Annotated in this window: 20 protein-coding genes; 10 read left to right on the top strand and 10 right to left on the bottom strand. The window is 74.4% G+C overall.

The genetic code is table 11. The annotated features are described in order from the left end of the window. The first annotated feature begins 184 nt into the window (after positions 1–184). The 6 genes from ACIP37_RS35395 to ACIP37_RS35370 all read left to right on the top strand — a co-directional run bounded on the left by ACIP37_RS35395 (position 185) and on the right by ACIP37_RS35370 (position 7,554). Positions 185–2,095 carry a prolyl oligopeptidase family serine peptidase gene (locus ACIP37_RS35395; protein WP_363632985.1) on the top strand — a complete coding sequence of 637 codons (1,911 nt, stop codon included), beginning with the start codon at positions 185–187 and terminating at the stop codon, positions 2,093–2,095. Beyond that, positions 2,092–2,253: a hypothetical protein gene (locus ACIP37_RS35390; RefSeq protein ID WP_363586260.1), complete on the top strand. Its 162-nt coding sequence runs from the start codon at positions 2,092–2,094 to the stop codon at positions 2,251–2,253. Before ACIP37_RS35395 ends, ACIP37_RS35390 begins: the two co-directional genes overlap by 4 nt. A 79-nt stretch (positions 2,254–2,332) precedes the next feature. Then, complete coding sequence (locus ACIP37_RS35385; protein WP_400808104.1) at positions 2,333–4,270, top strand: RiPP maturation radical SAM C-methyltransferase; 1,938 nt, start codon at positions 2,333–2,335, stop codon at positions 4,268–4,270. Between the two features lie 70 nt (positions 4,271–4,340). Next, complete coding sequence (locus tag ACIP37_RS35380; RefSeq protein WP_363632982.1) at positions 4,341–5,000, top strand: DUF5825 family protein; 660 nt, start codon at positions 4,341–4,343, stop codon at positions 4,998–5,000. Positions 5,001–5,030: 30 nt separating this feature from the next. Beyond that, a complete protein-coding gene (locus ACIP37_RS35375; RefSeq protein WP_363586257.1) occupies positions 5,031–6,230 on the top strand; it encodes a cytochrome P450 in 1,200 nt (399 codons plus the stop codon). 106 nt (positions 6,231–6,336) lie between these two features. Next, positions 6,337–7,554: an MFS transporter gene (locus tag ACIP37_RS35370; RefSeq protein ID WP_363586256.1), complete on the top strand. Its 1,218-nt coding sequence runs from the start codon at positions 6,337–6,339 to the stop codon at positions 7,552–7,554. An 82-nt stretch (positions 7,555–7,636) separates the two neighbouring features. Here ACIP37_RS35370 and ACIP37_RS35365 read toward each other — a convergent pair whose 3' ends face one another. The 3 genes from ACIP37_RS35365 to ACIP37_RS35355 form a co-directional block, all read right to left on the bottom strand. Next, a complete protein-coding gene (locus ACIP37_RS35365) occupies positions 7,637–8,428 on the bottom strand; it encodes a putative protein N(5)-glutamine methyltransferase (RefSeq protein ID WP_400808108.1) in 792 nt (263 codons plus the stop codon). Positions 8,429–8,717: 289 nt separating this feature from the next. Then, positions 8,718–10,784: an NAD-dependent DNA ligase LigA gene (gene ligA / locus ACIP37_RS35360; RefSeq protein ID WP_400845195.1), complete on the bottom strand. Its 2,067-nt coding sequence runs from the start codon at positions 10,782–10,784 to the stop codon at positions 8,718–8,720. A 145-nt stretch (positions 10,785–10,929) separates the two neighbouring features. Further along, positions 10,930–11,547: a CGNR zinc finger domain-containing protein gene (locus ACIP37_RS35355; protein ID WP_400808113.1), complete on the bottom strand. Its 618-nt coding sequence runs from the start codon at positions 11,545–11,547 to the stop codon at positions 10,930–10,932. 81 nt (positions 11,548–11,628) lie between these two features. Here ACIP37_RS35355 and ACIP37_RS35350 point away from each other — a divergent pair, with 81 nt between their 5' ends. Next, entirely contained in the window at positions 11,629–12,411 is a 783-nt protein-coding gene (locus tag ACIP37_RS35350; RefSeq protein WP_363586253.1) for an MBL fold metallo-hydrolase, read from the top strand. A gap of 61 nt (positions 12,412–12,472) precedes the next feature. On the opposite strand, the gene ACIP37_RS35345 is transcribed toward ACIP37_RS35350, so the two are convergent. The 4 genes from ACIP37_RS35345 to ACIP37_RS35330 form a co-directional block, all read right to left on the bottom strand. After that, positions 12,473–13,150: a ScbR family autoregulator-binding transcription factor gene (locus tag ACIP37_RS35345; protein WP_363625720.1), complete on the bottom strand. Its 678-nt coding sequence runs from the start codon at positions 13,148–13,150 to the stop codon at positions 12,473–12,475. Between the two features lie 84 nt (positions 13,151–13,234). Then, complete coding sequence (locus tag ACIP37_RS35340) at positions 13,235–14,110, bottom strand: BTAD domain-containing putative transcriptional regulator (protein WP_400808117.1); 876 nt, start codon at positions 14,108–14,110, stop codon at positions 13,235–13,237. Between the two features lie 436 nt (positions 14,111–14,546). Continuing rightward, a complete protein-coding gene (locus tag ACIP37_RS35335; RefSeq protein ID WP_400808119.1) occupies positions 14,547–15,287 on the bottom strand; it encodes a ScbR family autoregulator-binding transcription factor in 741 nt (246 codons plus the stop codon). Positions 15,288–15,539: 252 nt separating this feature from the next. Next, positions 15,540–15,944 (bottom strand): RidA family protein, encoded by a 405-nt coding sequence (locus tag ACIP37_RS35330; protein WP_400808122.1) that lies wholly within the window; start codon positions 15,942–15,944, stop codon positions 15,540–15,542. Between the two features lie 215 nt (positions 15,945–16,159). Here ACIP37_RS35330 and ACIP37_RS35325 point away from each other — a divergent pair, with 215 nt between their 5' ends. Then, positions 16,160–16,780 carry a C40 family peptidase gene (locus ACIP37_RS35325; protein ID WP_400808124.1) on the top strand — a complete coding sequence of 207 codons (621 nt, stop codon included), beginning with the start codon at positions 16,160–16,162 and terminating at the stop codon, positions 16,778–16,780. A gap of 7 nt (positions 16,781–16,787) precedes the next feature. Here ACIP37_RS35325 and ACIP37_RS35320 read toward each other — a convergent pair whose 3' ends face one another. Beyond that, positions 16,788–17,252: a MarR family winged helix-turn-helix transcriptional regulator gene (locus tag ACIP37_RS35320; RefSeq protein ID WP_400808127.1), complete on the bottom strand. Its 465-nt coding sequence runs from the start codon at positions 17,250–17,252 to the stop codon at positions 16,788–16,790. A 158-nt stretch (positions 17,253–17,410) separates the two neighbouring features. Between ACIP37_RS35320 and ACIP37_RS35315 the strand changes: the two genes are divergently transcribed. Continuing rightward, complete coding sequence (locus tag ACIP37_RS35315; RefSeq protein WP_400808130.1) at positions 17,411–17,821, top strand: VOC family protein; 411 nt, start codon at positions 17,411–17,413, stop codon at positions 17,819–17,821. Here ACIP37_RS35315 and thrS read toward each other — a convergent pair. Further along, positions 17,815–19,125 carry a threonine--tRNA ligase gene (gene thrS / locus ACIP37_RS35310; RefSeq protein ID WP_400808133.1) on the bottom strand — a complete coding sequence of 437 codons (1,311 nt, stop codon included), beginning with the start codon at positions 19,123–19,125 and terminating at the stop codon, positions 17,815–17,817. The genes ACIP37_RS35315 and thrS overlap by 7 nt on opposite strands. A 199-nt stretch (positions 19,126–19,324) precedes the next feature. Next, positions 19,325–20,047, bottom strand: a complete 723-nt coding sequence (locus ACIP37_RS35305) for a leucine-rich repeat domain-containing protein (protein WP_400808135.1) — start codon at positions 20,045–20,047, stop codon at positions 19,325–19,327. Between the two features lie 168 nt (positions 20,048–20,215). Here ACIP37_RS35305 and ACIP37_RS35300 point away from each other — a divergent pair, with 168 nt between their 5' ends. Beyond that, positions 20,216–23,338, top strand: a complete 3,123-nt coding sequence (locus ACIP37_RS35300) for an AMP-binding protein (RefSeq protein WP_400808138.1) — start codon at positions 20,216–20,218, stop codon at positions 23,336–23,338. Positions 23,339–23,456: the final 118 nt, after the last annotated feature.

Below are 23,456 nucleotides of genomic sequence, written 5' to 3'. Positions count from 1 at the left end.
CAGCTGCATTTCGGCCAACTGTGCGAAAGGTCTGTTCGCAGCCACGGCACCCCCTTAGAGTGGCGGCGATCCTCCACAAGTGGCCTTTTCTTCACGCCAGTTCACTGGATCTTCACATCAGTGCACCGGCCTCGGGACGTTCAGCGCAGTCTGTTCCCACCATCGAGCCGAAAGGGCCGGGTCCGTGACGCAGGCGTTCCAGTCCCCCGGCTTCGCCGCGCTGGCGGCCGACCGCGCGGTCGAGACGCGGCTCGTCGACGAGCGCTGGCAGGCGGTGGCCTGGGACCTGAGGACGGGCCGGCGCCGGGTGGTCACCGACCGGCCGGGGGGCGTCCATCTGAGCGAGATCGAGCCGGACGGCGACGCCATCTGGTGGTTCGACGCCGACAACGCCGGGGAGGGCCGGTGGTGGCGCGAGCCGTTCGCCGGTGGCGCGGGCGGCGAGGCGCTGCACGACGTGCCGCGCGGGCGGGCATACGGCGTCGCCTTCGACCGGACGGGCGCGCTCGCCGCGGTGGTCGTCGGTGTCGACGGCGCCTCGCACTGCTACGTCGGACCGCCCGCGGGCGAGGCCCGGCTGATCGGTTCGGCGCCGGGGTACCTGAGCCTGGCCGACCTGTCGCCGGACGGTCGGCTCCTCGCCCTCGGCGGGCGGCCCGACGGGGACGACTCAGTGGTCCTGTGGCCGACAGGCGCCCAGGCGGGCGCGCAGGCGGGCACGCAGGCGGACGGTCCGCTGCGGATCGCCGGGGACCGCCGACTACGGCTCTGGCCGATCGAGTTCAACCCGCTCGCGGGACTCGAACCGGAGCTGCTGCTGGTGGTCGAGGAGGACGAGCGGTACACCGTCGCGACCTGGCGGGCCGGCACGGGACTGCGCAGGTACCCGGGGCTGTCGTTCGACTCGCAGATATCGGCCGGCTGGTACCGGGGGCCGCGCGAGGTGCTGATCCAGCACGAGCGGGCCGGGCGGAGCCGGCTGCTCCTCGCCGACCTCGACCCGCCGGAGGGACAGGGGGCGACGCGGCAGCGGGTGACGCCGCAGGGAGCCGCACGGCAAGGACCGGCGGAACAGGCCCCGCCCGTCCGGGAGATCAGCACGCCCGGCGGCACGATCCACGACCTGTCCTGCGCTCCGGACGGCACCTTGCACTGCGTCTGGAGCCGGGAGTCGACACCGCCCCGCCCGCTGGTACTGCGCCCCGGCACGGAGGCTGCGCACCACCCCGGACAGGGCCTCGACCCGGACCGGGGCGACACCTCCCGCAGCCGGCGCTGGACGCCCCGGCCGTACGGGCGGATCCACAGCTTCGTCAGCACCCCGGTCGGCGAGGGCCCGTGGCCGACCCTCTTCCTGGTCCACGGCGGCCCCGCCACCCACGACCGCGACTCCTACGACCCGCGGGTGAACGCCCTGGTCGGCCGTGGCTACGCGGTGGTGCGCACCAACTACCGCGGCTCCACCGGCTACGGCGCCCGCTGGCAGCACGAGTACGGCCACCGGGTCGGGCTGGCGCAGATCGAGGACCTGGCCGCCGTCCGCACGGAGCTGGTCGCCGACGGTACGGCGCTCGCGGAGCGCACCGGCCTGTGCGGATTCTCGTGGGGCGGCTACCTGACCCTGCTGGCGATGGGCGCGCAGCCGGAGTTGTGGTCACTCGGCATGGCCGCTCAGCCGATCGCGGACTACCCCGCCGCCTACCGCACCACCACCCCCGCACTGCGCGCGCTCGATCGGCAGCTCTTCGGCGGGACCCCGGACGAGGTTCCCGAGCGCTACCGCGCGGCCGACCCGCGATCGTACGTGCACCAGGTCCGCTCGCCCGTCCTGCTGGTCGCCTCGCGGACCGACGAGCGGTGCCCGCCCGACCAGGTCGCCCGGTACGCCGCGGACCTGCGCCGGCTGGCGGTGCCGCACGAGCTGCTCTGGGTGGACGGCGGCCACTACAGCCGCCGGACCGCCGACCACCGATCGGTGCTGGCCACGATGGTCCGGTTCGCCGAGCACGCCTGGCCGGCACCGCTCCCCCTGCCACCCCGGGGCGACCGCCCCGAGGTACCCGCCGAACTGGTGGAAGGAGGTGAACATCCATGAAGCGACGCAGCATTCAGAACGACCCGATCAGCACCCCGGAGCGTGACCGGGGCGCCGTGGTGGTCCAGGCCTTCGCACTCGACATCACCAAGGCCGCGGTGGTCGCGCCTGCCCTCAAGGGGCAGCCGAAGCCGAAGCCGGAGACCAAGGGCAAGTGATTCTCCGTCGCTCCGGGGCGCCTGCGGTGCCCCGGAGCGACACCTCATCGACCGCCGGCGATCAACAGAAGTGGCCACCATGCGTATCGTCCTGCTGCACATGCCCTGGGGCGCGATCGACGTGCCGTCGCTGGCGCTCGGGATCATGCACACCGCCGCCGCACGCGCCGACCACCAGGTCGAAGTGCGGTACGCCAACCTGGACTTCGTGGACTGGGCCGCCGAGACCGCGGGTTTCGGCGTGGACGACTACCAGTACTTCTCCGAGAAGTCCTACTTCCAGGGCGCGGGCGACTGGGCGTTCGCCGGTGCGCTGTACGGTGACGACGGCCCGGCCCCCGGCGTCGAGGGCGACATCGAGGGCGACATCGACGACAGCGACGGCGAGTTCGCGGCCTACTTCGAGTACCTGGCCACCAGCGGTGCGAGCGAGCAGGAGATCGCACTGACCCGGGCCACCCGCGCGATCGCCCCCGCGTTCATCGCCCGACTGGTCGACGAACTCGCCGCCGACCCACCGGACCTGGTCGGCTTCACCACCACCTTCCAGCAGAACACGGCGAGCCTCGCCGCCGCGAGGCTACTCAAGCAGCGGTGCCCGCAGGTGCGCACGGTGTTCGGCGGCGCGAACTGCGACGGTCCGCAGGGCGCCGCGCTGCACCGCAACTTCCCCTTCCTGGACTACGTGGTGCGCGGCGAGGGCGAGGCCGCCTTCCCGGCACTCCTGGAAGGCGGCGACCTCTCCGCCGTCCCCGGGCTGTGCTGGCGGGACGGCTCCGGGAAGTCGACGGCCAACGAGATGACGAGGCGTCCGCTGCCGCCCGCGGCGATCCTGGCGCCCCGCTACGACGGCTTCTACGAGCGGCTCGACGCCTCCGTCGCGGCCGGCTGGGTCGATCCCAAGCTGGTCGTCGAAGGCTCCCGGGGCTGCTGGTGGGGCGAGAAGCACCACTGCACCTTCTGCGGGCTCAACGGCTCCTCGATGGAGTTCCGCTCCAAGCCGCCGGCTGACTTCCTCACCGAGGTGCTCACGCTCGCCGAACGCCACCAGCTGTTGGACGTCTACGTGGTCGACAACATCCTGGACATGGGCTACTTCGACACCGTCCTGAAGTCGCTCGCCGAGCTCCCGGTGGATCTGCGGCTGCACTTCGAGATCAAGGCCAACCTGCGCCGCCACCAGTTCCAACTCCTCGGCGACTCGGGCGCGGCCCAGGTACAGCCCGGCATCGAGAGCCTGAGCACCCGGGTCCTGCGGATCATGGACAAGGGGGTGACGGGCTGCCAGAACGTCCGCGCGCTGCGGGACGCGCAGAGCGCCGGAGTGTCGGTGAGCTGGAACTACCTCTACGGCTTCCCGGGCGAGCAGCCGGCCGACTACGAGTCGGTGATCCGCCAACTGCCCGTGCTGCACCACCTGGACCCGCCGACCGGAGCGGGCCGGATCGCGATCGAGCGGTTCAGCCCGTACTTCGACCGCCCCGAGCTGGGCTTCGCGATCACCCGACCGGCCTTCCAGTACGGCGCGACCTACCGCCTGCCGGAGAGCGAACTGGCCGAACTGGCCTACGTGTTCAGCGCACCGCCGCGCGGGATCGGCGGCGACCTCGCGGAGCGGCTGAGCGCGGCGGTGGGCACCTGGATCGCGCGGTTCCCCGACAGCCGGCTCAGCTACCGGGACGCGGGCGGGCGGATCGCGCTCGTCAACACCCGCCCCGGGTACGACTGGCGGGTGGTCGAGCTGACCGATCCGGTGGAGCTCGCCGCCTTCCGGCTGCTGAACCAGCCCCGCTCGACCGCCGCGCTGGCCGCCAAGGTCCCCGGCGGCGCGGCGGCGGTCGAGCCGGTGCTGGAGCGCTTCACCGCGCTGGGCCTGCTGTTCCACGACGGGGACGGTTTCCTCCAGGTCGCCGTCGAGTCCGACAACCAGGTGCTGATGCGGATGCAGCACCGGCACGGCCCCGCCGCCGCCCGCCCTCGCGCCGAGGAGGTGCTCGATGCCGTCACGATCGGCTGAACGGACTGATGCCGGAAGGACCGATGCCGGAAGAGCCGTTGCGGAAAGGACCGTTGTGGAAAGGACCGTTGTGGGAAGGACCGATGCCGCATCCTGGCGCGCGGCCGGCCCGGAGGTCGAGCTCTGGCTCGACTACGACCCCGCCGCCCGGGAGTTGCCGGGCTTCGCGCTCGGCCACCGCACCCTGTCCGGCCCGGCGGAGGCGGAGGTCACCGAACTGCACCGCGCCGGGGTCCGCTGCCTGCGGCTGACCGAGCCGGTGCGGCTCTGCGCGGACGCGCCGGCGGCCTCCGCGCGGGCGCTGATGCTGCTGCGCGAGGCGACCGGGCAGGGGCTGGCCGTGCTCTGGCAGGCCGACTGCACGGACGGCTGCGCGGCACAGCGCCGGTTCCACCACCTGTACCCGCCCGAGCAGTTGACCGGCGGCCCCGAGGACGTCGTCACCGACTGGCGCGCCACGTACTACCCGAGCAAGTGCGTCTTCCGGCGCGGCCCCGGCTTCGTCGAGGTGCGCGACCGCCGGTTCGGGACGCTGGAGCTGTTCACCATCGACGAGCCGGGCCACCTGGCGCAGGTCGAGGCGCTGGCCGAGGGCGTCGAGGTCGGCCGGCTGCCGGACGCCGTCCACCGGGACTTCGCCGCGGCCGGCCTGATCGCCGAGCAGGCCGGCCGCGCCTGGTTCCTGCCCATGCGGGTGCGCCGCTGGCCCTTCCCGTCGCTGACCGTGTAGTTGCCGGAGTTCGAGCCCGAGGAGTGATCCATGACCACCGCGGTCGACGACGCCGCCGCGCGGATGTCCGCCTTCATCCGCGACCCCTACCCCACGCTCACCCGGATCCGCGAGGCCGGCGCGGTCTCCGTCGTGGAGTTCGGCGAGGGCCTGCCGGTCTATCTGGTGACGCGCTACCAGGACGTCCGGGCCGCGCTGATGGACCCGCGCTTCGGGCAGGACGTCCGCCGCAGCCAGGCCATCGCGAGCGGGCGGGGCTCCGGCCTGACGCTCGGTTCGGAGGTGGTCCACATGCTCAACAGCGACCCGCCGGACCACACCCGGCTGCGCCGGCTGATCCAGGGCGTCTTCACCCGCCGGCGGGTCGATCTGATGCGACCGCTGGTCGAGCGCATCGCCGGCGGCCTGCTGGACGGGCTGCGCGGGCGGGAGGCCGCCGACCTGGTGACGGACTTCGCCTTCCCGCTGCCGATCATGATCATCTGTGAGCTGCTGGGCTTCCCGCCGGAGGACATGCAGGCCTTCCGCACCTGGTCGACGGCGATCCTCACCCAGGGCGGCGACATGACCTTCGACCAGGCCACCGCCGAACTGAACGACTACCTGCGCGAGTTGATGACGGCCCGGCGGGCTTCGCCGAGCGCGGACATCCTGACCGACCTGGTGCAGGCCTGTGACGCCGGTGAACTCACCGAGCGGGAGGTGTTCTCGATGGTCTTCCTGCTGCTGATCGGCGGCCACGAGACCACCGTCAACCTGCTCGGCACCGCCACCCTGGCGCTGCTCCACCACCCCGACCAGCTCGCCTGGTTGCGCGCCAACCCGGCGGCGATGCCGGTCGCGATCGACGAGTTCCTCCGCTACGAGTCTCCGGTGAGCATGGCCACGCTGCGGTTCACGAACGCCGACGTGATGGTCGACGACGTGGAGATCCCGGCGGACGAGCTGGTGCTGCTCTCGCTCGGCGCGGCCAACCGGGACCCGGCCCGATTCACCGATCCCGACCGGCTGATCCTGGACCGGGGCGATCCGGGCCACCTGGCCTTCGGGCAGGGCCTGCACCGGTGCCTCGGCTCCTTCCTCGGCAAGCTGGAGAGCGAGGTCGCGCTGACCGGCCTGCTGGAGCGCTTCACGCGGATCGAGCTGGCCGCCGCGGAGGAGACCCTGCCCTGGCGCAACACGATCATGCTGCGCGGCCTGGAGTCGCTGCCGGTCTCGCTCGATGGCTAGCGGCGCGGGAGCAAGCGATACGGGGACGGACAACGCGGAGACGGGCAGCACGGGGACGGGCAGCACGGGGACGGGCGGCGCGCGAGCAGGCGGCGCGGCGGGGCTGTTGCGGTTCCGCCCCCGGATCAGCGTCGCGCCCCTGCGTGCGCGGGGCTTCCGGCTGCTGGTGATCGGGCAGGGCACCTCGGAGTTCGGCAACGCGTTCCAGGTGGTCGCCCTGCCGCTGCTGGTCTACTCCCTCGCCGGAGGCGCCCGCCAGCTGAGTCTGGTGGTCGCCGCCTACGGCGCGGGACGGCTGGCCGCCACCCCGCTCGGCGGGATGCTCGCCGACCGGTTCGGCGCCCGCCGGGTGATGCTGGCCGCCGACCTCGGCCGGCTGCTCGCCACCGCCGGGCTGTGCGCGATCGCCGCCGGCGGGGCGGCGAACTTCTGGCTGATCGGCGGGCTCGCGCTGCTGGTCGGCCTCGGAGCAGGGGTGTTCCTGCCGGCCGCCTGGGCGATCACCCCGACCCTGCTGCCCTCCGAGGACCTGCACGCGGGCAACGCACTGAACAGTACGGTCACCTTCGGCGCCGGTCTGCTCGGTCCGGCGCTGGCCGGCCCGCTGGTCGCCTGGCTCAGCCCGGCCGCCGCACTGGGCCTGGACGCGGCCACCTTCGCCGTGTCGGCGGCCACGCTGTTGCTGATCGGTCGCGGCAGCCTCGTCGCACCCGCCAGCCCGATTTCCGAACGTGCCTCCGTACCGAAGAACTTCCGTGGCCTGCTGCGGGAGTCGCCGTTGCTGCGCGCGGTGCTGACGGTGACGGTGATCGCGAACCTGACGGTGGGCGGCGCCACCCGTGTCGCCCTGCCGACCCTGGCCACCCACGGCTTCGGCGCCGGTGCCGTCGGGCTGGGCCTGCTGCTGGCCGCGTTCACCGGCGGTGCGCTGGTCGGCGGCCTGTTCGCGGCCGGCCTCACCGAGGTGCGCTCGCGGGGCCGCACGGCGATGCTCTCCGGTCTGGTGATGGGTACGGCGATCGGGCTGGTGCCGTTCACCGGCCTCGTCGGCGCCGTGCTGCTGCTCTGCCTGGCCGGCGGCGCCAGCACGGTGACCAACGTCCTGATCGTCACCGGCGTGCAGAAGAGCACCCCGCCCGCCTTGCTGGCCCGGGTCATGGCGGCCGTCACCTTCTGCGCGCTGGGAGTCTTCCCGATCTCGGTGATCGCGGCCGGCGCGGCGGTGGACGCCTTCGGGAGCCGGGGCGTGTTCGCGACGACCGGGCTCTGTTTGACGGGCGCGTTCGGGTACGCGCTGACCAGGCGTGAGATCCGCGAGCTGTGAGCGCCCAGCCGGCCGCCGGGCCCGCCCCTGCCACCGGGAGGCAGGAGGCGGGAGGCGGGGGCGGGGGCGGGCTGCGGCCCCGTCAGCGCAGGGTCGCGGTGACGACCGTCGCGTCCAGGTCCTCGCACCAGGCGTCGACGGCGTCGAGGCCGGCCGCGCGGGCGACGGCCAGGGCCGTCGGGGTCTGCCGTTCGCTGGTCTCGAACAGCAGCGACCCGCCCGTGGCCAGCCAGTGCGGCGCCTCGGCGGCCACCCGGCGCAGCACGTCCAGACCGTCGGCACCGCCGTCCAGCGCCGGCCGGGCCTCGTGCAGCCGGGCCTCCGTCGGCAGCAGCGCGATGTCGGCGCTGGGGACGTACGGGACGTTCGCGAGCAGGACGTCGATCCGGCCGCGCAGGGCGGCGGGCAGCGCGACGAACAGGTCGCCCTCGAAGACCGGGGCCCCGGGCCCGGTGAGGTTGCGGCGGGCGCAGCGGACGGCGACCGGGTCGACGTCGGCCGCGTAGAGCTCGACCGGGTGCGCGGCGGTGGCCGCCACGGCGGCGCCGAGGGCGCCGCTGCCGCAGCAGAGGTCGACGACCACGGCGCCCGGGCCGGTGAGCTCGGTGGCCGTGGCGGCCAGGAACTCGCTGCGGCGGCGCGGCACGAACACGCCCGGGTCGACGGCGATCCGCAGCCCGGCGAACTCGGCCCAGCCGACGACGTGTTCCAGCGGCCGGCCCTCGGCCCGGGCCCGGACCATCACGGCCAGGTCGGCCGGTGTCGCGGCGGCGGCGAGCAGGACCCGCGCCTCGTCCTCGGCGAACACGCAACCGGCGGCACGCAGCCGGGCGACGACCGAGGAACGGAGAGCTGCGGAGGCAAAAACCGACAAGATGACCCCTTGGGGGAATCGGGAGGAGGACGAACGACTCCGTCAGGGCTCCCGCAAGGGCCGACACCGCGCCGACGCGTCCGCGCTACGCGCGCGACGCGCCCGCACGGCCGCGCTCCGGGAGCACCCGCTCGGACATACCGGTAATGGGGCTCACCTCCTTGAGTCGCGGTCGTACACGGCGTCGGCCACCCTACCGCACCCTTGGCGCGGGCGATCAACTGGCCTTCCGGGCCCAGGTCCTGTCCGGCTGTCCGGCTGTCCGGCCGGTTGGCCGGCCGCGGCCGGCCTAGCCGAGCTGCTCGGCGACCAGGGCGGCGAACTCCTCCGGGGTCATGACGGGCACTCCGAGCTCCTCCGCCTTGGCACGCTTGGAGCCGGCCTTCTCGCCCGCGACGAGGAGGGTGGTGCGCTTGGACACCGACGAGGAGGCCTTGCCGCCGGCGCGTTCGATCAGCTCGTTCATCGCGTTGCGGGAGAGCTCGGCGAGGGCTCCGGTCATGCTGCCGGTGACGACCACGCTCTGGCCGGCCAGCGGGCCCGCCGCGGTGTCGTCCGCAGCCGCCGCGCCGCCGTCCGCGGCCCGGTCGGCGGGAGCCGTCGGCTCGGTCACCGCCGTGCCGACGCCCTGCGCCAAGAGCCGGTCCGACAGCGGTGCCACATCGGCGAGTTCGGCGACGATCACGGCGGCCTTCTCGACGCCGATACCGTCCACGCCGGCCAGCGCCGCGGCGTCGGCGGCGCGGATCGCGGCCATGCTGCCGAAGTGCGCGGCGAGTCGGCGGGACATCGTCCGGCCGGTGCCGCGGATGCCGAGGGCGCAGAACACCCGGTTCAGCGGGCGGCTGCGGGCGGTCTCGATCGCGGCGAGCAGGTTGTCGGCGCTGGTGTCGCCCATCCGCTCCAGGGTGAGCAGCTGCTCCCGGGTGAGGGTGAACAGGTCGGCGAGGTCGCCGACCAGCCCGGCCTCGACCAGTTGGACGGCGCGGGTGCCGCCGAGGCCCTCGATGTCGAGCTGGTCGCGCCCGGCCGCGTAGATCACCGAGGCGACCGCCTGGCAGGCCCGGCCGCGCACGCAGCGCCAGCGCTGCTCGGAGGTATCGATGGCGTCGCCGCAGCGCGGGCAGACCTCGGGGAAGGCGATCGGCTGCTCGGCGCCGGTGCGCTGGTCGACCAGGGGCGCCTCGACCCGCGGGATCACGTCGCCGGCCCGGTAGACGAACACCTGGTCGCCGATCATCAGCCCGCGGCGCCCGATGTCGGCCGGGTTGTGCAGGGTCGCGTAGGTGACGGTGACGCCGTCGATCACCACCGGTTCGAGGACGGCCCGGGGCGCGATGATCCCGGTGCGGCCGACGTTCCACTCGACGCCGAGCAGCCGGGTGACCTTGTGCTGCGCCGCCAGCTTGCGGGCCACCGCCCAGCGCGGCGCGCGGGAGCCGGACCCGGCCGCCTCCTGGTCGGCCACCGCGTCCGCCTTCACCACCACGCCGTCGATCCCGAAGGGCAGCGCGGCGCGCAGGCCCGCGATCTCGTCGATCCGCTGCTGTGCCTCGGCGAGGGTCGCGCAGCGGCGCGGCGCGGCATCGGTGCTGGCGGCGGTGTTGGCACCGAGGACGGCCAGCCGGGCGAGCAGGTCGGCGTGGTCGAGGCCGGGCAGGCCGAGGGCGTCGTAGGCGAAGAAGGTGAGTTCGACGCGGTAGGCGCGGTCCTTGGCGCGCAGGGTGCCGGCCGCGCCGCTGCGCGGGTGGGCGAACGGGGTGGCGCCGTGCGCGGTGCGGACGGCGTTGGCCTGCTCGAACTGCTCGTGAGTGAGCAGCACCTCGCCGCGCAGCTCGACGTCGACCGGTTCGGCGAGCCGGGCGGGCAGGCCGAGCACGGCGTCGGCGGCGGCGGTGATGTCCTCCCCCGCCAGGCCGTCGCCCCTGGTCAGCACCTGGGTGAGCCGGCTGGCCCGGTAGCGGGCGGCGACGGCGAGGCCGTCCAGTTTCGGTTCGACGCACCAGGCGGCGACCGGCCGGCCGAGCCGGCGCTCCAGGCCGGCCGCCCAGGACTCCAGCTCCTCGGCCGAGAAGACGTTGTCGAGGGAGAGCATCGGCGCGCTGTGCGGGACGTCGCCGACCGCCGCGCCGCCGGCCACCTTGCCGGTGGGCGACTCGGGCAGCGCCTCGTCCGGGTGCTCGTGCTCGTAGGCCTCGATCGCCCGCACCAGGGCGTCGTACTCGTCGTCGCCGAGCGGGGCGGAGCCGTCGGCGTAGTACGCGGCGGCGGCCCGTACGGCGGCGGCGACGGCGTCAGCGTAGGCCTGCGGGGAGGCCAGGGCGGCGGGAGGGGCCAGGGTGGCTGCGTCCTTCATACCGCCATCATGGCGAGCCGCACTGACATTCGGCCCGTTCGAACGCGGCTCGCACGGACCGGGCTCGGGGGGGGTGCGGCCCGCGCCGGCCAGGGGTGTCGACCAGGGCCGTCGGCGAGGGCGCCGGTCGAGGGCGCCAGCCCGGTCAGTCGGGCTGGGGCCGGGTGCGCCGGGCGTAGGCGCGGGCCGCGCGGGCGCGGTCGCCGCAGCGGGTGGAGCACCAGTGGCGCCGGCCGTGCCGGAGGAGGTACCGGGTGCACGGGGTGGAGCCGCAGGCGGTGAGACGGGCCGCTTCGGGCCCGGTGAGCAGGTCGGCGGCGTCGGCGGCGAGGGTGGCCAGGGCGTGGTCGACGATCTCGGTGGTGGGGTGGGGGGCCGCGCGGTAGGGGCCGCTGCCGTCGTCCCACCGCAGCAGCCGGGCCGTGGGCAGGCGGGTCAGGGCGTCGTTGACGGCGGCCAGGGCAGAGGAGGGTGCGGGCAGCTCCGCGACGCGGGCGGCGAACAGCGTCCTGACCTGTTCGCGCATCGAGCGCACCTGCGCCGTGCACATCTCCTGAAGGCCCGCGTCGGCCGGGGCGAGGCCGTGCTCCAGGAGCCACCGACCGGCGGCGGTCGGCGTGCCGAGGCGGTCGACGACGTGTCCGCCGGGCAGCGTGACGGCGCTGTTGACCAGGGCGAGCGAGGAGTACCGCTGCTCGCCCGGCGCGGGTGGCACGGCGGTCTCGTCGGTGGCGGTGTCCGCGGCGTCCGTCATGAGTCTCATGGTAGCGCTTGCGATCATCCGTGAGAACCGGCTAGCTTTCCTCACGGATAAACCGATCTCAACCGTGAGGTGTGCTTCACCATGGCTTCTTCCGACACGACCGTCGAGCAGTTCCCCGTCCGCCTCTTCGGCGGCCCGACCGCCCTCTTCGAGTACGGAGGCCTGCGCTTCCTCACCGACCCGACCTTCGACGGCCCGGGCGACTACCAGCGGCCGGGCGGCCCGCTCCTCACCAAGACCGCGCCCTCCTCCGGGAGCCCCGCCGACGCCGGCCGCGTCGACGTCGTCCTGCTCTCCCACGACGAGCACCCCGACAACCTCGACCACTCCGGCCGGGCCCTGCTGGCCGACGTCCCGCTCACCCTCACCACCCCCGGCGGTGGCCTGCGCCTCGGCGGCACGGCCCGGGGACTGGCCGACTGGGAGTCGGTCACGCTGGACCGCCCCGGCGGCGGCACCCTCACCGTGACCGGCGTGCCCGCCCTCCACGGGCCCGGGGCCCGCGAGGAGGTGGAGGCCGCCACCGGCCAGGTCGTCGGCTTCGTCCTGACCGGGGACGGGCTGCCCACCGTCTACGTCAGCGGGGACAACGCCTCCCTCCCCGCCGTCGGGGAGATCGCCGAACGCTTCGCCCCCGTGGACACCGCGATCCTCTTCGCCGGGGCTCCCCGCTTCGCCGCCCTCTTCGACGGCGCGCCCATCGTCCTGGACAGCGCCCAGGCCGCCGAGGCCGCCGCGATCCTCGACGCCCGCCGGGTCGTCCTCGTCCACCACGACAGCTGGGCCCACTTCACCGAGGACCGAGACGACCTGGTGGCCGCCTTCACGGCCGCCGGCCTGGCGGAGCGCCTCCACACGGCGTGACCGGCCCGGGGCGGGGCGCGCCGCACCAGGCGCCCCGCCTGTCCGCCCCTGAACCGCCTGCTCAGCCCGGCAGCGACGTCAGCGGCCTGGTCCGGTAGGCGCTTGAGGAGCCCGGGGGGACGAGGCAGGGCAGCAGCCACTCCCACAGGGCGCCGACCCGGCGGGCGCGCTCCTCGCCCGGGCAGCCGTCACCGAAGACGACCTCCAGCCCGCAGGCTGCCGCCACCACCAGGGTCTCCGGGCCGGGATCGCCCGAGCGGTCGCGCAGCTCGCCGGCGCGCCGGGCACCGGTCAGCAACTCCCGAACGACACCGGCCCAGACGCCGTGGAAGCCCCGCACGCCCGCGACCGGCGCGCCGGGGGCGGGCGTGGCGGGAGCGAACGCGGCGGTCCTCGACTGCCAGCCGCCCTCCCGGCCGAGGCGGAACGCCGCCCGGACCACCGCGTCCGACCCCAGGGCGTCGACCAGCCAGTAGCCCACGTCGATCAGCGTCTGCAGGGGGGAGGAAGTGGCCCGCAAACCGCCGCAGGCGCCCCGCAGCGAGCGCTCGGCCCGCTGGAACACCGCCTGCGCCAGCTCCTCCTTGGACGCGAAGTGGAAGTAGAGCGCACCCTTCGTCACTCCCGCGGCGCCGGCGATCTCGCCGAGCGTGGCCCCCGCATAGCCGCAGCGGTCGAACAGCACCGCCCCCGCCTCGACCAGCCGTCCGCGTGTCCGTTCCGACCTCTCCTGCACCACCCGACCCACACCCCTCACAACGACGAGCACGTTCCGACCACACACGAGCAGCGCCCCGGCAGCGACGGCGCCTGCCGCGCGTCCTCAGCCGACCCGGGTGAACCGGGCCACGGACCCCTCCGGCGAAGCGGTCGCGGCCGCCTCGCGCTCCGGGCGCTCCGAACGCTCGGGGCGCTCGGGCCGCTCCGGGCCGGCCAGCAGGATGGAGCGCTGGAGCCGTCGCAGTCCGGTGGAAGGCTCCATGCCCAACTCCCGTACCAGGGTGTTGCGCAGGCGCTGGTAGGCCTCCAGGGCCTCGCCCCGTCGGCCGGAGCGGTGCAGGGCGATCATGTACTGGCCGTGCAGGCTCTCGTGGGTGCGGTAGCGGTCGACCAGGACGGTGAGTTCGGCGAGCAGGACGCGGTGGCGGCCCAGCCGCAGGTCGGCCTCGATCCGCTGGTCCAGCGCGCAGAGCCGCGTCTCCTCCAACCGCTTGGCCTCGACGGCGAGTTGGCCGCCCGCCGGGACGTCGGCGAAGGCCGGACCGCGCCACAGGCCGAGCGCCTCGCCGAGCATCCGGGCGGCCAGCGGGTGGTCGTCGCCGTCCATGGCCCGGTAGCCCATGCCGGCCAGGCGCTCGAACTCCCGGACGTCCGTCAACCCGCCGCCGCTGTTCAGCATGTAGCCGCCCGGCGAGGTCACCAGCACGTCCTTGGCGCAGGAGACCCCTGCCGCCGGGGCGACCTGCCCGAGCGCCCGGTCGATCATGTCGCGCAGTTGCAGCACGTACGTCTGCACCGTCGTGCGCGCGCTGCGCGGCGGGCGGCCCGACCACAGCTCCTCGGCCAGCACCCCGGCCGACACCACCTGGTCGGCCCGCAGGGCCAGCAGCCCCAGCACCTGCCGCGGTTTCGGCGCCGATGGCACCACCGACACCCCGCACACCCGGACGTCCAACGCCCCGAGCACCCGAATTTCCACGATGACCACCCCAATCACACGGAACGCCGCAGGCCGATCCGCCGCGGCCGGCACCCGGGTCGACACCCCTAGGGCGACTGTCACCAGTCAAAAACAGGACGCGCGGTTTGTCAATACAAAACCGAACGTGCTGTTTGTTTCTTGGAATGGGCGGCCCGACTCGGACAGACGGGCGCGGCGGCCACCCTGCGCCACGAACCGGCCACCACGCGCAGCGGAGTGCGGGCAAACCGAAGGCGGCGTCGGACCCCCGTGGATCCCGCGCCGCCACCAATTCGCCCGCACTCCGCGCGCACCGCCGGTCGGCCGACCGTCGGACCGACCACCGGGCCGACCACCGGGCCGACCACCGCCCGGACGCCCCCGCGCACAGGGGGCCACCGAGCCCTGGTCAACTCCGCACCAGCCGAAGCGATTTCCGGCCGGTGCCGGACCGTCAGCCCACACCGACCTCGTCCGCGACCGCGACCGCGACCGGCCGGGCGGCCGACCGCGCCCCGCCCTGCGCCCCGGCGCCCTCCGCCGCCGCGCGGGCGGCCGCCACCTCGGCGACCACCTGGGCACCGCGGTCCGGGCCCATCTGCAGCGAGCCGAGCACACCCGGCACCGTGATGCTCGGCATCAGGTGCTGGAACAGCCCGGCGGCCCGCCGTTCCAAGTCCGCGCGCCCGGACAGCTTCTGCGACTGGATCTGCACACCCGTCCACGCCGCCGTGACCAGCCACGCGGTGTCGGCCGGGACGACGTGCGGCAGCAGTTCACCCCGCTCGCCGGCCGCGACCAGCAGCGCCTCCAGCCGGCTGATCCAGCCGGGGATCGCGCCGCCGCCGAGGTCGTCGAAGACGTCCTGGCCCAGCGAGAGCCGGGCCCCCGCGCTCAGCAGCGGATCACGTGGCATCAGATACGCCACCACCATCCCGGTGTCCACGAACTCCTGCAGTTTGCAGACCCGTTCGGGCACACCGTCCTGGACGAACTGCTCCTCGACGACGCCCTGGGCCAGATCCCGCTTGGAGGCGAAATGGAAATACACCGCACCACGCGTCACACCGGCCCGCGCGACCACCTCGCCGATGGTGGCGCCCTCGTAGCCGAACTCGTCGAAGACCGACGCCGCCGCCTCCAGGATCAGCCGACGCGTCCGGACCGCCCGCTCCTGCCGAACCACCGCAACCACCCCACCCAGAGCTCCCGGAAAACAAAACCAAACACCCCGTATCTTAGCTACCGGTGGCCTACGGACGACAAGATGATGTCGGGGAATCGCCTCAAACGCTTCTCCCCTCCCGCCCGCATCCTCCGCATTTCGCCTACGGGCCGCCGTTCCTTCGCCGGACGACCGAAAGCGGCACCGCCCCCACACCTCACCTATCCGGGGAAAAACCGAACGATCGGTTTCCTAATCGGGACACCGGGAGGCCGGAAGGCGTCACGGCAGGACGGCCACCGCCTCCACCTCCACCAGCTGGTCGTCGTAGCCGAGCACCGACACCCCCAGCAGCGTGCTGGGGGCGTCGTGCTCCCCCATGTAGGCGCGGTACACGTCCCACACCGCGACCAGGTCGGCCTGGTCGGCGGAGGCCACGTACACCGTCGTGCGGGCGACGTCGGTCAGCCCGGCACCGGCGTCCTCCAGCACGGTTATCAGGTTCCGCATCACCTGGTGCGCCTGGCCCGCGTAGTCGCCGACGGCGACCGTCCGCCCCTCTGCGTCGAGCGGGCAGGCCCCGGCGAGCCAGAGCGAACGGGCCTGGGCGTCGACCAGGGCCGCGTAGGCGTAGTCGACGGCCGGGGTGAGGCGGGAGCTGCGGATCAGCTTGACTGCGCTGTTCAAGGGGCACTCCGAAGGGTCGCGGCCGAACGTTCGCGCCCATCGTTGGTCTCTCCTGAACGACCGTCAAACCATTTACCAGCGCTTTCCCGTCCGCCACGGGCCCGTTGCGTCCACGATTCACCGTTGCGGGTGATGGCGGGCCGACCCGCCCGGCCGGAATCCTGGTGGCCGCCACCCGCACGCGCCGACGCCGCGCCGACACCAGGAGGTCACCCATGGAATCCCGACCGCCGTACCGCGACGAGGCCTCCGGGGTCCGCCGGCGCCGGATGCTGGGCCTGGCGCTCGGGGCGGGGCTCGTCCCGACCCTCGCTCCGGTCGCGGCCGCGACCGCGACAACCCGGTCGGACACCCCGGCGCCCGCGTCCGCCGCCCTGGGCCGCCGGGTCGCCGAGGTGGCCACCGCCCAGCTCGGCGTGCCCTACGCCTGGGGCGGCGGCGACCGGCTGGGGGCGAGCCTCGGCTTCTGCGACGACGAGAACGGCTACCTGGACGGCGTCTGCATCGGCGAGAGCACGGTCGGCTTCGACTGCAGCGGCCTGTCCCTCTACTGCTGGTACCGGGCCAGCCACGGCACGGTCGAGCTCGGGCACTACACCGTCGCCCAGTTCCACCACAGCGCCCCGGTGGAACGTGACGCCCTCGCCCCGGGCGACCTGCTGTTCTTCTCCCGCCCGGACGCGCCGCTGCACCACGTCGGGATCCACGTCGGCGACGGCGCGATGATCCACGCCGAGCGCACCGGGACACCGGTCGCCCGGGTCGAGCACGTCCTCGACGTCCCGCGCTGGGCCGGCGAGTTCGCCGGTGCCCGCCGCCCCGGGCCGGCCGGCTGAGCGGGCCTCAGAGGCCGCGCCGCTCCCCCGGCCCCTGGTGTCCCTGGTGGACGCGCAGCAGCAGGCCGTGCAGCAGCTGCCGCTCCCGCGCGTCCAGCGGCGCCAGCACCTCGTCCTGCACCGCGCGCGCCCGGGCGTCCAGCTCCGCGAGCAGCGCCCGCCCGGCGCCGGTGACCGACACCGAGACCCGCCGCCGGTCCGCCGGGTCTCGGACGCGCTCGACGTACCCGGCGGCGGCCAGCTGGTCGGCGACCTTGGCGAGGTCGCTCGGGTCGATGCCCAGCCGCTGGACCAGGTCCCGCTGGGCGTGCGGCCCGAAGTCGGCGAGCGCGGCCAGCACGGCCATGTCCCAGAGCCGGAGGCCGTGCTCGGCGAGCTGCTCGGCGAGGCGGCCCCGTGCCGTCCGGCCGATCCGGGAGAGCAGGTAGGTACTGAGGTCGAGCAGCGTCGGCGGTAGGGAGGGAGTGGACAAGGGAGGGGCGGACAGGGAAGGGGCGGGCAGCGGAGATTCGGGGAGCGGGGGTTCGGGGGCCATGGCGCCAGTCTAGGGTTCATCCCTATAGTGGGTGCCGACCCACTGATATCCGACTGATCCGACCCGCTGAATCCCCGAACCCGGGAGCTTCGACCGTGGACGCCCTGTACCCCCGCCTGCTCGTGACCCGTTTCGCCGAGTGCTTCGGGTTCTACCGGGCGGTCCTGCCGCCCCTCACCGGCGCCGCCCTGGTCAAGGGCGCCCCCGACGGCCCCTACGCCAACTGGGACGTCGACGGGCAGGCCGTCCTGGTGCTCTTCGACCGCGCCGCGATGGCCGCCGCCCTGGGCGCCACCGACCTGCCCGAACGCCCGGCCGCCCCCGCCCAGGACGCCGCGATGCTGGTCTTCAGGGTGGCCTCCGTGGACGACGCGTTCGCCCTCTGCCTGCGCCACGGCGGCGCCCCGGTCGTCGGCCCGACCGACCGGCCCCAGTGGGGCCCGAACCTGCGCAGCGCCCACCTGCGGGACCCGGACGGCCATCTGATCGAGCTCCAGTCCTACTGAGCCGCCCCGCCCGGCCGGCGCGCGGGGTCGTCCGCCCAGAGGTCGGCGCTGCACGCCGCCACCAGCGCGCCGATCCTGGCCCACGCCTCCTCCGCGGGCAGCGGTTCGAGCCGGCGGCCGTCCCGCAGCCGCAGCGCGACCCGGTCGTCCACGGCCTCCTTGGCCCCGACCACGGCCTGGTACGGCACCAGGCGCGCCGCCCGGATCCGGGCGCCCAGGCTGCCGTGCCCGGGGCCGGCGACCTCGGCGCGCAACCCGAGGTCGAGGCAGCGCTGCCGGAGCCGCTCGGCCTGCGGCAGTTCGCCCTCGGAGACCGGCAGCAGCACCACCTGCGCCGGGGCGAGCCAGGCCGGGAACGCGCCGCCGTACAGCTCGATGAGGTGGGCGACCACCCGCTCCACGCTGCCGATCACGCTGCGGTGGACCATCACCGGCCGGTGTTTCGCGCCGTCCGGGCCGATGTAGTGCAGCCCGAAGCGCTCGGGCTGGTGGAAGTCGATCTGCACGGTGGAGAGGGTGAACTCGCGCCCGGCGCCGTCGGCGATCTGCACGTCGATCTTCGGCCCGTAGAAGGCGGCCTCGCCCTCCGCGGCCTCGAACGGCACGCCGGAGCGTTCCAGCACGTCGGTGAGCAGCGCGGTGGCCCGCTCCCAGAGGGCCGGATCCGCCACGTACTTGCCGCCCGCGCCGGGCAGCGAGAGCCGGTAGCGGACCGGTTCGATGCCGAGCGCGCGGTGTGCCGCGCGGATCAGCTCCAGTGCGGCGACGGCTTCGTCGGCGGCCTGCTCCGGGGTGCAGAACACGTGCGCGTCGTTCAGCTGGATCGCCCGGACCCTGGTCAACCCGCCCAGCACGCCGGACAGTTCGGAGCGGTACATGCCACCCAACTCGGCCATCCGCAGCGGGAGTTCCCGGTAGCTGTGGGGTCGGGAGCGGTAGATCAGGGCGTGGTGCGGGCAGAGGCTCGGCCGGAGCACCATCTCCTCCGAGCCCAGTTCCATGGGTGGGAACATGTCATCGCGGTAGTGCGCCCAGTGGCCGGAGATCTCGTACAGCTCGCGCTTGCCGAGCACCGGCGAGTACACGTGGCGGTAGCCGGCCCGCCGCTCGCGCTCGCGGATGAACTCCTCCAGGGTGTGCCGGATCGCGGCGCCGTCGGGCAGCCAGTAGGGCAGGCCGGAGCCCATCAGCGGGTCGGTGTCGAACAGGTCGAGTTCGCGGCCGAGCTTGCGGTGGTCGTGCGCGGGGTGGTCGTGTGCAGGGCGGTCGTGCGCGGCGTGGTTGTGCGCGGCGTGGTTGTGCATGGGGTGGTCTCCACTCGGATCTGCGGGCGAGTGGTCCGGAAACGGCGAAGCCCCGGGGCACTCGCCCCGGGGCTTCGGACTAGGTCAGCAGTCAGCGCACCGGGACTCTCTCCGGCGTCGTCGTGGCGAGTGCAGCGCGCTTCATGCGATCCACGATAACAGGGCGCCGACCGCCGTGGCGATCTTTATCCGCGGCCGCTCAGAACAGGACGGCGCAGCCGCGCGCGTCGAGCGCGCCGAGCAGCCGCGGCGAGGGGCGAGCCTCGTTCCACCGCAGGTCCAGCTTCTCCAGTGCGGGCAGTTCGGCCAGCCAGTGCGGCAGTTCGGTGATCCGGTTGCCCCGAAGGTCGAGCCGGCGCAGCAGCGGCAGCCCGGCGAGCGCCGGCGGGACCTCGGCGAGCGCGTTGTCCCGCAGTTCGAGTTCGCGCAGCGCGGTGAGGCCGCCGAAGGTGTCCGGCAGGGTGGTCAAGTGGTTCCCGCACAGCCAGAGTTCACGCAGGGCGGTCAGTTCGCCGAGGCGGTCGGGCAGCGCCGTGAGCCGGTTGTGCTGGACGCGCAGCTCGACCAGGGCAGCCATGTCGCCGATGGTGGCGGGGAGTTCGGTGAGCCGGTTGTCGCCGACGTTGAGGTAGCGCAGCGCGGTGAGGCGGCCGAGCGCGGCCGGCAGCGCGGTCAGCGCGTTGTCGTGCAGGTAGAGGAAGTCAACGAGCCCGGTCAGCTCGCCCAGTTCGGCGGGCACGCCGGTGAGCCGGTTGTGCCCGAGGTCGAGGGTGCGAAGCCGTCGCAACCCGCCGACCTCGGGCGGCAGTTCGGTCAGGCCGGTCTCGGCGAGGATGAGCACGGTCAGGTCGGTCCGGTCCCACACCTCGGCCGGTACCGCGCCGAGGGGCCGGCGCCAGAGGTTCAGCGTCACGTCGGTCACGCCCGTCATTGTCCCGTCCGCGCGCCCGCTGCCGACGGGCGGTCGTGACGACATGTGAACGGATCTGGCGCCTTCCTTCACTGCTCCGATACGTTCTGGATCACTCAGCGGTCAGCAGCCCCTCCGGGAGTCGTCATCAACGCTCAGCCCGTCCCCGTCCCCGTCCCCGTGCCCCTCACCCTCCCCGCCCTGCTGGACCACCGGGCGGCGCTGCACCCCGACCGGGAGGCGCTGCTGGTGCCGGGCGGCGGCAGCCTCACCTACGGCCGGTGGCGCGAACGGGCGGTGCGGGCCGCGCACGGGCTGGCCCGGGCCGGGGTACGGCCCGGGGACCGGGTGGCGCTGCTGCTCGACAACCGGGAGTGGGACGCGTACGCCGTGGCGTTCCTGGCCGCGCACTACGCGGGCGCGGCGGGGCTGGTGATCCGCGCGGACCTCTCCGGGGCGGACGTCGCGCGGCTCGTCGACGCCGCGGGGGCGCGCTGGGCGATAGCCGGGAACGGGCCGCACACCGCTCTGCCCACCTTCACCCTCGACGACCTGGAGGGCAGTGGTGACGGCGAGGGCAGCGGTGACGGCGAGGGCAGCGGTGACGGCGAGGGCAGTGGTGACGGCGAGGGCAGTGGTGACGGCGAGGGCAGTGGTGCCGAACCGCCGCATCGGGCCGCTCCCGGGGACCTCGCCCAGATCATCGGCACCTCCGGCACCACCGGCACCCCGAAGGGCGTCCGGGCCGCGCACGCCAGCCTGACCGCCGGGCTCGTCCTCAACCCCCGCCCCCGCCCGTACGCGCACTCGCGCTACGCGGTGCACGCCTTCCCGATCGGGACCAACGCCGCCCAGGTCGTCCTGGTGAACGCGCTGACCGCGCAGCCGGCCACGATCTGCCTGCCGCGCTTCGACGCGGAGGAGTTCGGCCGGGTGGTCGAGGAGTACGGCGCGGGCACCGTCTTCCTGGTGCCGTCGATGGCGGTGGAACTGCTGAACTCCGGGATCGCCGAGCGCCGGGACCTGAGCAGTGTCCTCCTGGTCAGCTCCTCGGCCGCCGCGCTCCCGCCCGCCGTCGCCGCCGGGCTCTGCGCCGCCCTGCCCAAGGCGACCGTCGTCAACACCTACACCTCCGCCGAGGCCTCCCCCGCCCAGATCTCCGCGATCGTGGACGCCGGCCGCCCCGGTTCGGTCGGCCGCCCCACCGACCCGGCCGACCTGCGGATCCTGGACGAGGCCGGGCAGCCCGTCGCGCCCGGCGACACCGGCGAGCTCTGGCTGCGCCAGCCGGGCCCGCCCCGGGGGTACGTCGGCGCGGACTCCGGCGCCGTGTTCCGCGACGGCTGGGTGCGGATGGGCGACCTGGGCCGACTGGACGGGGACGGCTACCTCCACCTGGTCGACCGGGAGAGCGACATCGTCAAGTCCGGTGCGCTGAAGGTCTCCACGCTGCGCATCGAGGCGGTGCTGCACGAGCACCCGCAGGTCGCCGACGCGGCCGCGCTCGGGCTGCCGCACCCGGTGATGGGCCAGGTGCCGGTGGCGGCCGTGGTCCCGCTCCCGGGCGGGATCGACCTCGACGGGCTGCGGCTCTTCCTCGGCGAGCGGCTCGCCCGGGCCGAACTGCCCGTACGCCTGCTGGTGACGGACTCGCTGCCGCGCAACCCCAGCGGAAAGGTCGTCAAGCACCGGCTCCGGGCCAGGTTCGAGGAGCCCGTGCCCACCGCCGGCACCGCACCGGCCACCGCCCGGGAGCGCGCGCTGGCCGAGCTGTGGCGGGGCGTGCTGGGGCGGCCGGTCCGGGCCGTGGAGGAGGAGTTCTTCGCGCTCGGCGGGGACTCCTTCCGGGCCGTCCAGCTGGCCGCCGCGATCTCCGCCGAGTTCGGCGTGGCGGCCGGTACGGCCCTGGTGTTCGAGCGGCCCTCGCTGCGGGCCCAGGCCGCCTGGCTGGAGCAGGCGGCGGCCTCGACCGGCTCCGCCGGGCCGGTGGAGCCGGTCGAGGCCGAGGCGACGGCGTTCCTGCGCTCGCTGCGCGCCCAGCCGCACGAGCTCCCGCTCACCGCGCAGCAGGAGAACTTCCTGCGCTGGATGGCCGAGGCCGCGGGCCGCAACGTCGGCTCGGTGGCGGTGATGTTCCGGGTGCTGGAGGAGCTGCGGACGGACACCCTGACCGACGCCCTCCACCAGGCGATCCGCCGCCACCCCGCGCTGCGCACCAGGTTCGTCCCGGTGCCGGACGCCGAACCGGGGGTGCTGCGGGCCGTGCTCGACGACGAGCCGCGCGCCGACGTGGTGCTGCTGGACGCCCCCGGCGCGAGCGATGCGGAGGTGTCGGCCCGGCTCGTCGCCGAACGCGACCGGCTGACCGACCTGGCCTCGGGGGCGATGACCAGGCTCGCCGTGGTGAGCCGGGGCCCCGGGGACCACGTCGTCATGCTGGCGGTCCACCACATCGTCGCCGACGGCTGGTCGCTGGGCGTGCTGCTGCGCGACCTGGGCGTGCTGTACTCGGCGCTGCGCGGCGGCCGCCCGGCGCCGGCCGCCCGGCCCGGCCCGGCGTACCGGGAGCTGGTGGAGTGGTCGAACGCGCACTGGCCGGCCACCCGGGCGCACTTCGCGACGGCGCTCGCGGGCGCCCCCACGGCGATCGACCCGTTCCCCGGGCGGCAGGACACCGAGGTGGTGCTGAGCGCCGTCCGGACGCTGGAGGTGCCGACCGAGCGGGCGGGCGCGCTGCGGGCCCGGGCGGCGGAGCTGGGGGCCACCCCGTTCCTCGCGATGGCGGCGGTGTGGAGCGGGCTGCTGGCCGCCCGCAGCGGACAGCGGGACTTCGTCCTGATGACCCCGGTGCCCGGCCGCACCAGGCCGGAGGCGGAACGCGCGGTCGGCTGCTTCGTCCAGTCGCTGCTGCTGCGGGTGGACGCCGCCGGGGAGCCCGGGTTCGCCGAACTGCTGGACCGCGTCCGCACGGCCGCCACCACCGCGCTGGACCACCAGCTGTACCCCTTCGCCGAGTTCAGCCCGCTGGTCCCGTTCGCCGCCTGGCTGCGGTACGAGAGCTGGAGCGCCCCGGCACAGCTGCCCGGAGTGGCGTGCGCCGCGTGGGAGCTGCCGCGCAACGCCACCGTGCCGTACCCACTGCCCGGCGGCGACCGGCACGTGCCGGAGCTCGCCGTCACCGAGCAGCCGGACGGCTCGCTGCGCTGCTGGCTGCGGTACAACGAGCACGCCTTCACGGCCGAGGCGGTGGACGCGCTGGCCGCGGACCTCGCCGCCGCGCTGGCCGGCGCCGCGCGGGTGTGAACCGGAGCCCCCGCCCCCGCGCTGCTTGGGTTCTAGCGGTCGTCGCAACACCCGAGCTCAAGGTGTGCGATGGACTTCGAGATCCGAGGGGACCGGAAGCCGCAGGGGCCCAGGAAGC

Origin of the sequence: Kitasatospora sp. NPDC088861 (assembly GCF_044750105.1) — a bacterium.
Lineage (GTDB): Bacteria > Actinomycetota > Actinomycetes > Streptomycetales > Streptomycetaceae > Kitasatospora.
The sequence above is the reverse complement of the archived record's forward strand: the minus strand, read 5'-3'. Positions and strand labels throughout refer to the sequence as shown.